The 13,747-nt window shown below is 71.8% G+C and carries 7 protein-coding genes; all 7 read right to left on the bottom strand.

The features are described from left to right. Positions 1–328: 328 nt before the first annotated feature. Genes ACFYRX_RS25250 through ACFYRX_RS25220 form a run of 7 tightly spaced genes read right to left on the bottom strand, consistent with a single transcriptional unit; the run spans position 329 to position 13,650 of the window. Entirely contained in the window at positions 329–991 is a 663-nt protein-coding gene (locus ACFYRX_RS25250; RefSeq protein WP_389103782.1) for an HAD-IA family hydrolase, read from the bottom strand. Beyond that, positions 978–2,732: a 3-hydroxyacyl-CoA dehydrogenase family protein gene (locus ACFYRX_RS25245; RefSeq protein ID WP_389103779.1), complete on the bottom strand. Its 1,755-nt coding sequence runs from the start codon at positions 2,730–2,732 to the stop codon at positions 978–980. Before ACFYRX_RS25245 ends, ACFYRX_RS25250 begins: the two co-directional genes overlap by 14 nt. A gap of 15 nt (positions 2,733–2,747) precedes the next feature. Continuing rightward, entirely contained in the window at positions 2,748–4,811 is a 2,064-nt protein-coding gene (locus ACFYRX_RS25240) for a protein meaA (protein ID WP_389104630.1), read from the bottom strand. A gap of 17 nt (positions 4,812–4,828) precedes the next feature. Then, positions 4,829–6,208, bottom strand: coding sequence for a crotonyl-CoA carboxylase/reductase (gene ccrA, locus ACFYRX_RS25235; protein WP_389103776.1), 1,380 nt, complete (start codon positions 6,206–6,208; stop codon positions 4,829–4,831). Between the two features lie 16 nt (positions 6,209–6,224). Then, positions 6,225–7,265 (bottom strand): 3-oxoacyl-ACP synthase III family protein, encoded by a 1,041-nt coding sequence (locus ACFYRX_RS25230; RefSeq protein WP_389103773.1) that lies wholly within the window; start codon positions 7,263–7,265, stop codon positions 6,225–6,227. After that, the gene (locus ACFYRX_RS25225) at positions 7,262–10,426 is read right to left on the bottom strand and encodes a type I polyketide synthase (protein WP_389103770.1); all 3,165 of its coding nucleotides are present in this window, start codon (positions 10,424–10,426) and stop codon (positions 7,262–7,264) included. The genes ACFYRX_RS25230 and ACFYRX_RS25225 overlap by 4 nt, the downstream gene beginning before the upstream one ends. A gap of 11 nt (positions 10,427–10,437) precedes the next feature. Further along, positions 10,438–13,650: a type I polyketide synthase gene (locus tag ACFYRX_RS25220; protein WP_389103767.1), complete on the bottom strand. Its 3,213-nt coding sequence runs from the start codon at positions 13,648–13,650 to the stop codon at positions 10,438–10,440. Positions 13,651–13,747: the final 97 nt, after the last annotated feature.

Below are 13,747 nucleotides of genomic sequence, written 5' to 3'. Positions count from 1 at the left end.
CAGCTACCAAACGGTGACAACCCCCTGTGCACGGGGAATGTTCGCGGATTGCACCGCCGACTCCCCTGACAGGGCCCGGCGTCCCACTACACCTCTCCCCGGCGACGGGGCATCGAAGCGTGGGAGACAGGTGCCGGTCACGCGCCGGGCAGTTGATCGGGCGGCCAGATGCGCCCGCGGCACACGAGGTCGGGGGTAACCTCCACTGGCCGAGTCACGACACGGACTGACGAAACATTCGGCACCTTTGGCGAACATTACGAAGCGGTCCGCGCGGAGATTCCGCACGGACCGCCTCACTTCGGCCCGGGAGTCAGGGCCCGCACCGCTACCCTGTCCGCGAGATCAGCTCTTTTCGCGGGCCGAACAGCGCGTCGAGGTGACCGGCGGTGACATCCGCGTCCGTGTGCAGCAGCGTTGCCATCCCCAGCTTCTCGGCAGGAGCCAGGTTCACCTCGTGGTCGTCCACGAAGAGCAGGTGCTCGGCGGCGAGGCCGAGCCGCCGACAGGTACGTCGGTAGATCTCGGACTCGGGTTTGCGCAGCCCCTCCAGCTCCGACAGCACCACGACGTCGAAGAGGCCGAGCACATCGAGGTCCCGGTAGACGTTGTAGGGCTCCAGACCGAAGGAGTTGGACAGCATCGCGGTCCACACACCCCGGGCACGGGCCCGCCGTACCGCCGCCAGCACGGCAGGTTCCGGCCGCAATCTGTGGAGCACCCGGCGCATCAGGTCGTCCGCAGGCAGTCCCAGCAGTCCTCCGATGACGTCGTTCCACTCCTGCTGGGTGGCCCGTCCCTCCTCCAGGTCCCGGTAGACCCGCACACCGTCGGGGTGGCGGAGTGCACGTCGGTAGGCACCCCTCGGGATGCCCTCGGCCTGTTCGAACAGTTCGGCATTGGTGCGCATCGACGTGGTCAGCACACCGCCGAAGTCGAGGACCAGCCCCTGGTGCCGGGGGCCGGGTTCTCCCGGATCAGGCATGGGCATGCGTCTTCACCTCGCTCTTGGGCGCGGCGGAGTCGTGCAGCCGGAAACCGGCGCCGGCCTTCCGTCCGGTGAGTCCGGTCCTGACCAGGTGGGTCAGCAGCGCCGCCGGCTCGGCACAGGTGTCCGGCGCGGCCTGGTGCAGCACCTGCTGGATCTGCACGGAGACGTCCAGTCCCACCACGTCGAGGAGTTGGAAGGGGCCCATCGGAAAGCCGCAGCCGTCGCGCAGCACGGTGTCGATGGTGTCGATGTCGGCGTAGTGCGAACTCAGCATCTCCACCGCCTGGTTGAGATAGGGAAACAGGAGGGCGTTGACCACGAACCCGGGCCGGTCAGCGCAGCGCACCCCCTCCTTGCCCAGCGCGGTCACCAACGTCTGCGCGGTGTCCAGAGCCGTGGCTCCGGCCTCGGGCGTGGTGACGATCTCCACGAGACGCATCACTGGAGCGGGGTTGAAGAAGTGGACGCCGACCACGTCGGCGGGGCGCCCGGAGGCCGCCGCCAGTTCCGCGACGGACAGGCTGGAGGTGGACGTGGCCAACAGGGCGCCGGGCCGGCAGACCCGGCCGAGCTCGCGGAACACCTCGCGCTTGACGTCGAGGTCCTCGGCGACGGCCTCGATGACCACATCGGCCTCGGCCGCGGCGGCGAGCCCGACCGCGGTGTCCAGCAGCGCGATGGCGGCCCGGCCCACTCCCGCGGGGATCCGGCCCCGGACGGAGGCGCGCATCAGGGACGCGGCCGCCGTGGATCGGGCGCGTTCGGCCTTGTCGGCGGAGCGGGTGATCAGGGTGGTCCGGAATCCGCTGCGGGCGCAGACCTCGGCGATGCCGACCGCCATGGTGCCGGAGCCGACGACAGCGATCCGGTGCGCGGCGACCGGCTCGGCGGGCTGCAGTGCGGTGTCGGGTTCGTCGGCCGCGGCGGACCGGTAGGTGTGGAAGCCCTGGCCGGACTTCCTGCCCAGTCGTCCCTCCGCGGCCAACCGCTCCAGCACGGGTGCGGGCCGCAGCCAGGGGTTGCCCGTGGCAGAGGCGAGTTCCTCCAGTGCTGCACGGAGGGTGTCCACGCCGATACGGTCGATCGTCTCCAGCGGTCCGCTCTTCATGCCGCAGCCCAGCCTCATCGCCGTGTCGATCACCTCCGCCGAGGCGTGGCCCTGGCCGTACATCGCGGCCGCGCCGTTGAGAAAGCCGAACAGGAGCTGGGCCGAGATCCGTCCCGGCCGGTCGCCGGTGCGTACTGCGGTGCGGCCCAACAGCCACGCCAGGCGCTCCAGTTCGCACAGGACGGTCGGTCCGGTCAGAGCGCTGGGCACGAGTTCCACCAGCCGGCCGGGGCCCGGGAACGGCACCGGGTGGAATCCCGCCACCCGGTCGGCGCGGCCACTGGCCTCCGCTGTGCGGCGCACCGAGAGGGAGGTCGTGGTGGTGGCGAAGACCGTGTCGGGCCGGCAGACGCGGTCGGCCTCACGCAGTGCGGCGACCTTGTCGTCCAGCCGCTCCGGGACCGCCTCGATCACGATGTCCGCGTCGGTGAGCACGGAGACGTCGGACGAGACCTGGACGGCGTCGGCCGCGAGGTCCGCCCCCTGGTAGTCGCGGGTCAGCCGCGCGGCCGTGGCCGGGTCGGGGACGAGGAGACGCAGGGGGACGCCTGCGCGGACCGCCTGGGCGGCGAGTTCGGCGCCGACGGTGCCGTGGCCGATGATGCCCAGGACTCGTGCGGGTGGTGTGGTCATGGGGCGGGGGCCTTCCTAGGATTCGGCGGACGGTGACGGGTGGCCGGGGGCGCCGGCGGGGTAGGGGAAGCGGGGCTCGGCGCGGCCGGGGCTGCTGGGCGGGCCAAGGTCCGTCCGGTGCCGGGCGAGGCCGTGGGCGCGTCGGATCTCCTCGACGACCCGGCCGATGATCACGGTGAGGCCGAAGTCCTTGGGGGTGAAGACGGCGCCGACGCCCTGGAGCAGGAGACGCTGTGCGTCGGCCGAGGGGATGATCCCGCCGACGACAACGGGGACGTCGGTCATGCCGGCGTGGCGCAGCCGGGCCAGGACGTCGGGGACGAGTTCGCCGTGAGCTCCGGAGAGGATGGACAGGCCGACCACGTGGACGTCCTCGGCGACCGCCGTGGCGGCGATCTGTTCGGTGGTGAGCCGGATGCCCGGGTAGACGACCTCGAAGCCGGCGTCGCGGGCCCGGACGGCGATCTGTTCTGCCCCGTTGGAGTGGCCGTCGAGGCCGGGTTTGCCGATCAGGATGCGCAGTCGTCCGACGCCGAGGTCGGCGGCGGTGGCGGCCACGAGGGCACGCACAGCCCGCAGTTCCGTGTCGTCGGTGGCGGACCCCGTCGGTGCCGAGGTCACACCGGTGAGCGGGCGGTATTCGCCGAAGGTGTCCCGCAAGGTCTCGGCCCACTCCCCCGTGGTGACCCCGGCGCGGACGCAGGCGAGGGTGGCGGGCACGAGGTTGGCGTCGCCGGTCGCCTGCCGCCGCAGCCGTGCCAGCGCGTCGGCCACGGCGCCCGGGTCACGCGTGGCGACCCACGCGGCGTGGGCGTCGCGGACGGCCTGTTCGGCGGCCGGGTCCACCCTCAGCACCGAGGTGTCCAGGTCGGCGGTGAGCGGGGACGGCTCGGTGGCCCGGAAGCAGTTGACGCCGACGACCTTGTCCCGGCCTGACTCGATCCGGGCCCGGCGCTCGCTGTGCGAGGCGACCAGGGCGGACTTCAGATAGCCGCTCTCGACCGCCGGGACGGCCCCGCCCATGTCCTGCACCTTGGCGATCTCGGCCCGCGCACCCTCGACGAGCTCGCGGACCTTCGACTCCACGACCACGCTGCCGGTGAACAGGTCCTCGTACTCCAGCAGATCCGACTCGAAGGCCAGAACCTGCTGGATGCGCAGCGACCACTGCTGATCCCACGCCCGTGGCAGGCCCAACGCCTCGTTCCAGCAAGGGAGTTGAACGGCTCGCGCCCTGACGTCCCGGGACAGGGTGACGGCCAGCATCTCCAGCACGATCCGCTGGACGTTGTTCTCCGGCTGCGCCTCGGTCAACCCCAACGAGTTGACCTGCACGCCGTAGCGGAACCGCCGACGTGCGGGGTCGGCGATGCCGTAGCGCTCGAGCGTGAGAGTGTCCCACAGCCGGGCGAAGGCACGCAGCTTGCACATCTCCTCGACGAAGCGCACTCCGGCGTTGACGAAGAAGGAGACCCGCCCGACCACTTCGCCCATCCGGTCCGGCGGCACCTGACCGCTGTCGCGCACCGCGTCGAGTACGGCGATGGCGGTGCACATCGCGTACGCCAGCTCCTGTACCGGCGTGGCTCCGGCCTCCTGGAGGTGGTAGCTGCAGATGTTGATGGGGTTCCACCTGGGAAGGTGCGCCACCGTGTAGGCGATCAGATCCGTGGTCAGCCGGAGCGAGGGGCCGGGCGGGAAGACGTACGTCCCGCGTGACAGGTACTCCTTGATGATGTCGTTCTGGGTGGTGCCGGTGAGGCCCGCGGGGTCCGCGCCCTGTTCCTCGGCGACCACCTGGTACAGGGCCAGGAGCCACATCGCGGTGGCGTTGACGGTCATCGAGGTGTTGGTGCGCTCCAGCGGGATGCCGTCGAACAGGGTGCGCAGGTCGCCGAGGTGGCCGACGGGCACGCCGACGCGGCCGACCTCGCCGCGGGCGAGGGGGTGGTCTGGGTCGTAGCCCGTCTGTGTGGGCAGGTCGAAGGCCACCGACAGACCGGTCTGGCCCTTGGCCAGGTTCTTGCGGAAGAGGGCGTTGGACGCGGCCGCGGACGAGTGCCCCGCGTAGGTCCGCATCAGCCAGGGACGGTCGGTCACCGCGGGTCACTCCCCCCACCGGGCCCGACGAGCCGCTCGCCGTGCTCCCGGAACAGGTCGATCGCCGGCAGGTGCCGGGCGCGCAACTCGGGGTCGGTGACGCCCAGCCCCTCCTGCGGGGACAGGCACAGCACTCCGACCTTGCCCTGGTGCCGGTTGTGGTGCACGTCCAGAACCGCCTGCCCGGCGCGGGCCAGGGGGTAGGCCCGGGACAGGGTGGGGTGGATCCTCCCCTTGGCGATCAGGCGGTTGGCCTCCCATGCCTCGCGGTAGTTGGCGAAGTGCGAGCCGACGATCCGCTTGAGTGACATCCACAGGTAGCGGTTGTCGTACTGGTGCAGGTACCCGGAGGTGGACGCACAGGTCACCACCGTGCCGCCCTTGCGGGTCACGTAGACGCTGGCGCCGAACGTCTCGCGGCCGGGATGCTCGAAGACGATGTCCACGTCCTCGCCTCCGGTCAGCTCCCGGATCCTGGCCCCGAACCGCTTCCACTCGCGCGGGTCCTGCTGGTGCTCGTCCTTCCAGAACCGGTAGTCCTCCGCGGAGCGGTCGATGATCGCCTCGGCGCCCATGGCCTCGCAGATCCGCGCCCGTTCGGGTGAGGACACCACGCACACCGGGGTGGCGCCGCCGGCCAGCGCGTACTGCGTCGCGTACGAGCCCAGACCGCCGGAGGCGCCCCAGATGAGCACGTTGTCGCCCTGCTTCATCCCGGCGCCGTTGCGGGAGACGAGCTGCCGGTAGGCGGTGGAGTTGACCAGGCCCGGAGAGGCGGCCTCCTCCCAGGTCAGGTGCCGTGGCTTCGGCATGAGCTGGTTGGCCTTGACCAGCGCGATGTCGGCCAGGCCGCCGTAGTTGGTCTCGTACCCCCAGATCCGCTGCTCCGGGTCGAGCATGGTGTCGTTGTGCCCGTCGGCGCTCTCCAGCTCGACGCTGAGGCAGTGGGCCACCACCCGGTCGCCCGGCTTCCAGCGCCGCTCGCCGGGAGCGGTGCGCAGGACCACCCCGGACAGGTCGGAGCCGATCACATGGAACGGCTGGTCGTGACGGGCCGCCGAACCGCCGCGGCGGGCGTAGCGCTCCAGGAAGGCGAAGGTCGGCACCGGGTATCCCAGCGCACTCCACACGGTGTTGTAGTTGATCGCGCTGGCCATCACGGCGACCAGCACCTCTCCGTGGTCGAGCTCGGGGGTGGGCACCTCGCGGATGTGCAGGGCCTTGGCCGGGTCGCGGTCGGCGGGTGCCATCCCGTCGAACATGCCAACCTCTTCCTTGAGGAGTACGGCGGCCCGGAAACTGTCCGGCACCGGGAGCCCGGCGACCTCGGTCTCCGTCGCCTCCGAATTGGCAAGTTCACGCAGTGGGTGACGCATCGTCGGTCTCCGTTGGTCAGTGCCCTGCCAGGGCCACAGAGCGGGTGAGGGGTACGACGGGACGGGGGGCGCGGCTCCAGGTGCACAGACTCGCCGCGAGGTTCATGCCACCGCCGAAGGCTGCCAGCAGGACGCGGTCGCCCGGATGCAGCCGGCCCTCCTGGTTGACGGCGTCCAGGGTGATCGGGACGGAGGCCGCACCGGTGTTGCCGTAGCGGCCGACGGTGAGCCGGGTGGCTTGCTCGGACAGGCCCAGGGCGGGCGCGACGTCCGCCAGCATGGCGCCGTTGGCCTGATGCGGGATGAAATGGTCGACCTGATCCGGTCCGAGACCGCCGTCGCTCAGGACGTCCGCGACCAGCCGGGGCAGTTGCTCGTGGACGAAGGCCCGCACGCCCCGCCCGTCCATCCGGAAGTGGTGCTCGCCCTCGGCGACGGTGCGCTGCGAGGCGGGCAGCCGGCTGCCGCCCGCGGTCACCCGGATGAGGTCGTGGCCGGCGCCGAGGCTGCGCAGCAGCGCGGGCTCCAGGCCGGCCCCCGCGGGGACCGGCCCGAGGACCACGGCGCCTGCTCCGTCCCCGAACAGGATCGCCGTACGGCGGTCCGCGTGGTCGAGGATCCTGGAGTACACGTCCACACCGACGACCAGGGCGTACGGCGATCCCCGGCCCCCGAGCAGCAGGCTCCGGGCGACCTCGGCGGCGTAGACGAAGCCGCTGCACACGGCGTTGAGGTCGAAGGCGGCCGCGCCGTGTGCGCCGAGCCGGTGTTGGACCAGGTTGGCGGTCGCGGGCTGGGGGTGGTCCGGTGTCGAGGTCGCGACGACGACGCAGCCGATCTGCGTCGGGTCCACGCCGGCGTCGCGGAGGGCGGCACCGGCCGCCGCGGCGGCGAGGTCGGAGGCGGCCTCGTGCGGCAGTGCGTGTCGCCGCTCGGTGATACGGGTCTTGCGCTCGATCCATTCGGCGGTGACCCCGGCCCGGGCGGCGACCTCCTCATTGGAGACCACCACCGGGGGCAGGTAGGAGCCGGTGCCGATGATGCCGTAGGCGGTCATGCCGGGGTTCCCTCCAGGTCGAGTCCACGGGCTTCGGCGGCGGTGTCCCAGTCCTCCAGCACCGCGGCGGCGAGCGTGTCCACCGAGCCACCGTCCAGAAGGGTGGCCAGGGGCACCTCGACGCCGAGAGCCTCGGTGATCCGGGTGCGCACCTCGAGGGCGAGCATGGAGTCCAGGCCGAGGTTCTGCAGCGGCACCTCCCGTTCGAGACCGGCGGGTTCGAGACCCAGGCAGCGGGCCGCGATCCGGGCCACCCGGTCCGCCACCAGGGCGGGCCGGTCCTCGGCGGATTCCGCGTCTATCTCCGCGCGCGGGACCGGGCCGGGTGCCGCCACCTCGGCGGGTTCAGGTTCCGCGGTCACCGGCGGGGGGACGGTGACAGCTGGTGCGGCGGGCAGGAGCCAGTACCTCCTGTGCTCGAACGGGTAGGTCGGCACCGGCGCCCAGTCGGCGGCCCTCCTCGGCCCGGACACCGTGCCGAGGTCCACCGGCACGCCCTGCGTCCACAGGGCGCCCGCGCTGTCCAGCAGGGCCTTCACGTCATCCCGTCCCTGCTGCAGCGAGGGGTGGAAGCGCACGGGCCGTGCGCCTTCCGGTGCGGTGGCGAACCGGCGGGCCATGCCGGTGAGCGTGGTCATCGGCCCCACCTCCAGGAACAGCCGGTGGCCGGCTTCCAGGAGGGCCGTCATGCCCTGGTGGAAGGCCACGGGTTCCCGCACATGGGCCCGTAGGTAGGCGGCCGAGAACGTCTCGTCGCCGGTGAAGAGACGACCGGTGACGTTCGAGACCAGCGGGACGGCCGGGGTCCGGAAGGTCAGTCGTGCGGCCTCCCGCTCGAAGGCGTCGAGCATCGGGTCCATCAGTACGGAGTGGAAACCCCGTGTCACCTGAAGCCGCCGGCAGCGGATGTCGCGTTCCGTGAACTCCTCCATCAGTTCGACGAGAGCGTCCTCGGCACCGGAGACGGTGATGCTCTCGGGTCCGTTCACGGCCGCGACCGACAGCCGGTCCACGTACCGGGTCAGAGCGTCCTGGACGACCGCGAGCGGGGCCTGTACCGCGGCCATGGCACCGGCGGGGCACAACTCCTGCATCAGTCGGCCGCGTTCGACGGCCAGTCGCAGGCCGTCCTCCAGGCTCAGGACGCCTGCCACGCATGCGGCAACGAATTCGCCGATGCTGTGGCCGAGGACGGCAGCCGGTTCCACACCCCAGGACCGCCAGAGCTCGGCCAGGCCGAACTCCACGGCGAACAGGGCGGGTTGGGTCAGCCGGGTCTCGTGCAGTGCACCGGCGTACGCGGCGCCGGGATCGGTGTACTCCAGGACCTCGGTGAGCGGCCGGCCCAGCAGCGGACGCAGCACGGTGTCGCACCGGTCCAGCGCGGCCCGGAACACCGGCTGCTCCTGGTAGAGGCCCCGGGCCATGCCGGGGTACTGGGCGCCCTGGCCCGTGAAGAGGAAGGCCACGCCAGGAGTCCCGCCGGGCCGGACCTGCCCGGTCCGGGCACCTTGGCTGTCGCCCTCGCCGGCCACGAGTTCGGCCAGCCGGTCCCGCATCTCCTCAGGGCCGGACGCGACGAGCGCGGCCCGGTGGGAGAGCGCGGCGCGGCCGGAGTTGGCGGTGCGGCAGAACCGGGCGAGCGCCTCGTCGTCGAGCCCTTCCAGGGCGCTCAGGCTGCCCGCGAGCAGGGCGCCGAGGGCGGTGGGCGTCTTGGCGGACAAGGCGAGCAGCCGCGCGGAGGGCACCTCGTCCTCCGTCCGAGGTTCCTGGGGCGGTTCTTCGAGCAGGACGTGGGCGTTGGTGCCGCTGATCCCGAAGGAGGAGACACCGGCGCGGCGGGGGCAGTCAGGGGTGGTGGGCCATTCACGGGCTTCGGTCAGCAACCGCACCTGACCCTGCGACCAGTCCACGTGCGGCGTCGGCGCATCCACATGCACCGTCGGCGCCAGCACACCGTGCCGCATCGCCATCACCGTCTTGATCACACCCGCAACCCCGGCAGCCGCCTGCGCATGCCCGATGTTCGACTTCAACGACCCCAACCACAACGGCCGCCCACCATCACGGTCCCGGCCGTAGGTACGCAACAACGCCTGCGCCTCGATCGGATCCCCCAGCCGCGTCCCCGTCCCGTGCGCCTCCACCACATCCACCGAACCCGCGTCCCAGCCCGCATCCGCCAACGCCGACCGGATCACCCGCTCCTGCGAAGGACCATGCGGAGCCGTCAACCCGTTACTGGCACCGTCCTGATTGACAGCCGTACCGGCCACCACCGCCAGCACCGAATGCCCCGCCCGCCGCGCATCCGACAACCGCTCCAGAACCAGCACCCCCACCCCCTCCGACCACGCCGTACCATCCGCACCCGCAGCAAACGGCTTGCACCGCCCATCCGGCGCCAACCCCCGCTGCCGCGAGAACTCCACGAAGGTGTTGGGCGAGGCCATCACGGCCGCGGCACCGGCCAGGGCCAGGGAGCACTCACCACGGCGCAGCGACTGCACCGCCAGGTGCATCGCCACCAACGACGACGAACAGGCCGTGTCGACCGTCAGCGCCGGACCCTGCATCCCCAGCAGATACGAGATCCGCCCCGACGCCACGCTTCCCGTGGTACCGGTCAGGAAGTGTCCTTCGACCTCCGCCGGGATGCGTCCCGAGGAGCCGTAGTCGTGATACATGAGGCCGGTGAACACACCCGTGTCGCTGCCTTGCAACGAGTCCGGAGCGATCCCCGCCCGCTCCAACGCCTCCCACGACACCTCCAGCAACAACCGCTGCTGCGGATCCATCGCCAACGCCTCACGCGGCGAGATCCCGAAGAAACGCGCATCGAAATCACCCGCCCCCCGCAAAAACCCGCCCTCCCGCACATAACTCGTCCCACTGCGCTCCGGATCCGGATCGAACAACCCCTCCAGATCCCACCCCCGATCCGACGGAAACCCCGCAATCGCATCCCCACCGGCCGACACCAACTCCCACAGCCCCTCCGGCGACACCACACCACCCGGCAACCGGCACCCCATCCCCACCACCACAACCGGATCGGTTCCGGCCTGTTCCAGCTCGCGGACGCGGTTGCGGGACTCGTGCAGCTCGACGGTGAGCTTCTTCAGGTATTCGACAAGTCTCTGATCGTTCGTCACGGTCATATCCCCTGTTGTCACTGCAGCGAGTTGTCTATGAGGGCCAGCAGCTCATCGACGGAGGCGGTGGCCACGGAGGCGGCGAGATCCTGCTCGCCGCGGTCGTCGGTGGGTCGGGCGGGGCTCCGCAGCCGAGCGGCGAGTTCGTCGAGCCGCTGGGCGAGGGCGGGGCCGTCGGGCGGTTCCGGTCCGGCGTCGGCGACCAGTTCCGCGAGTTCGTCTATGCGCTCGCGCAGACCGGTGTGCTCCGCCGCGTCGGCGGGGTGCAGCCGCTCCAGGAGGTGGTCGGCCAATGCGGTCGGGGTCGGGTGGCCGTAGAGGCTGTCCACGGGGACGGCGAGTCCGGTGGCGGAGGCCAGCCGGTTCCGTAGCGCGACGATCATGCTCGAGTCGAAGCCCAGGTCCTTGAAGGTGCTCCGGGGCCGGACCGCCCGGCCGTCCTCGTGTCCCATGACCGCGGCGACCTGGTCGCGCACCAGGGCCAGCACGGTCCGCGAGGCGGCCGCCCGCGGTTGTCCGGCCAGTCGGGCGACCGGGCCGGTCTCCCCCGCGGGTTCCGCTTCGGGGGCGGCGGCGGGGGTCCGCGAGGTGTGCTCGGGGGCGGCGGGCACTCCGTCGAGCCAGTGGCCACGGCGGTGGAAGGCGTACGTCGGCACATCGGCCCAGTTGCCCGAGCCGGCCTGGACGACCCGGTCCCAGCGCACCGGCACACCGTGGGTCCATGCCTCCCCGAGGGAGGTGAGGATGCTGTGGACGTCGTCGCGGTCCCGGCGCAGGCTGCCGAGGACGACGGCGGGCACGTTCAGGGCGTCCGCGTTCTGGGTCAGTCCCGTGGCGAGCACCGGATGGGGGCTGATCTCGACGAACGTGCTGTGTCCGGCGTGCAGCAACTGCTGCACCGTCTCCCCGAAACGGACCTCCTGGCGCAGATTGCGGTACCAGTAGTCGGCGTCGAAGACGGCGGGGTCCAGGAGACCGCCCGTGACCGTGGACCAGAACGGCACGGACGGCTTCCGGGGCCGCACGGGGGCGAATGCGGCAAGTAACTCGTCGCGGAACACCTCGACCTGCGCGCAGTGGGACACGACGTCCGTCCGGATCGCCCGCAGATCGACGCCGGCTTCGGTGTACTGCTCGGTGAGCCGGGCAAGTGCCTCGGGGTCACCTCCGACGATGGTCTGGCCGGGGCCGTTGACGGCAAGCACGCCGAGCGTGCCGTTCCAGGGGGCGAGGTCCCGCCGTACCTGCTCAGAGGGGAGCAGCACAGAGCCCATGGCCCCCTGGCCGGTGATGCGCAGCAGGGCGGCGCTGCGCCGTACGACGATCCGGGCCGCGTCCGCCAGGGACAGGGTGCCGGCCACGGTCGCCGCAGCCACCTCTCCCTGGGAGTGTCCGACGACCGCGGCGGGTTCGACCCCCGCGGCGCGCCACAGTTCGGCGAGGGACACCATGACCGACCAGAGGACCGGCTGGACGACGTCGACCCGGTCCAGCGGCGGGGCGCCCGGGGCGTCGCGCACCACGTCGTGCGGGTCCCAGTCGACGAACTCCCGCAGCGCCGCGGCGCATTCGCCGAAACTCCGGGCGAAGACCGGTGAGCTGTCCAGCAGCCGTACCGCCATGCCGGGCCACTGCGAGCCCTGGCCGGGGAAGACGAAGACGGGGGCGGCGGGGGTGCCCGCACGGTCGGCGGCGGTGACGGCGGACGGCCGGGCGGCGGCGATGAGTCCGAGTTCGGTGGTGAGCCCGGCCGGGTCGGCGGCCAGGGCCAAGGCCCGGTGCTCGAAGAAGGTACGCCGGTGGGCCAACGTGTGCCCGACAGCCGTCGGCGGGATGTCGGGCCGCCGGTTCAGCCAGTCGCCCAGTCGTGCCGCCTGTTGCCGCAGGGCGGCCTCGCTGCGGGCGGACACGGGGAAGGGCAGGGGATCACCGGGGCCGAGCTGCACAAACGATTCCGCAGAGCTGTCGGCCCGGGCGTCCGGGCGATGGCCGCCCCGCACGCCGGTCAGGTCGGACAGCACCAGGTGGCAGTTGGTGCCGCCGACACCGAAGGAGCTGACACCTGCCACCAGTCCCTGCTCACCGCCCGGCCAGGGCGCGGTCTCCCGCTGCACCTGCAGGCCCAGCCGGTCCAGCTCCAGGGCGGGATCGGGCGTGTCGTGGTGGAGGCTCGGCACCAGTGTGCGATGTGTCAGACAGAGCACCGTCTTGATCAGACCGGCGATACCGGCGGCGCCCTCCAGATGGCCGATGTTGGTCTTCACCGAGCCCACCGCGAGCGGCACTCCCGCAGGCGTCGAGTCGGTGAAGACCGCGCCCAGCGCCGCGGCCTCCACTTGGTCGCCCGCCCTGGTCGCGCTGCCGTGCAGTTCGACGTACTGGATCTCGGCCGGCTCGGTCGCGGCCTGACGGCAGGCGGCGCGCAGCACCCGTTCCTGGCCGTCGGCACCGGGCGTCGGCAAAGTGGCCGTGGCACCGTCGTTGTTGACCGCCCCGCCCCGGATGACGCACAGGACGCGGTCCCCGTCGGAGAGTGCCTCGTCGAGACGCTTGAGCAGTACCAGACCACCGCCCTCGCCGCGGACATAGCCGTTGGCACGCTCGTCGAAGGTGAAGCAGCGCCCGTCCGGCGACAGGGCGCCGAACTCGGTGAGCGCGGCGGCGCCTTCGGGGGCCAGGATCAGGTTGACCCCACCCGCCAGCGCGAGGGACGACTCCCGGCGCCGGACGCTCTCGCAGGCCAGGTGGACGGCCACCAGCGCGGAGGACTGGGCGGTGTCGACCACCATGCTGGGGCCGGTCAGCCCCAGTGTGTAGGAGACCCGGTTGGCGATGACACCGCGTTCCTGCCCGGTGAAGGTGTGCGGCTGGGCGGCCGTGCCGCGGCGGGCCAGCGTCGCGTAGTCGTCGGCGATGGCTCCCACGAACACACCTACGGCGTCGCCGCGCAGTGTGCCCGGGACCGTTCCGGCCTGTTCCAGTGCCTCCCAGGCCAGTTCGAGCATCAGCCGTTGCTGCGGGTCCATGGCGGCGGCCTCGCGCGGCGCCAGACCGAAGAACTCCGCGTCGAACCCGTCCACCGCGGACAGGTAGCCGCCGACACCCGAGGGCCCCGCGGTCGCCTCCCGTCCCGGCGGCTCCGGGCCGATACCGGAACCTCCCGCGCGCAGCAGCTCCCAGAACGCCTCCGGGTTGCCCGCCCCCGGAAAGCGGCAGGCGACACCGATCACGGCGACATCGCTTTGTCTGCCGGCGGAACTCGCATCGGCAGGGCGGTTCCCGATCGAAGACTTGGACATCTCTCCCCCACAGGAAGATGGTTGACGT

The organism is Streptomyces sp. NPDC005374, assembly GCF_042872225.1.
Classification (GTDB): Bacteria; Actinomycetota; Actinomycetes; order Streptomycetales; family Streptomycetaceae; genus Streptomyces.
The sequence above is the reverse complement of the archived record's forward strand: the minus strand, read 5'-3'. Positions and strand labels throughout refer to the sequence as shown.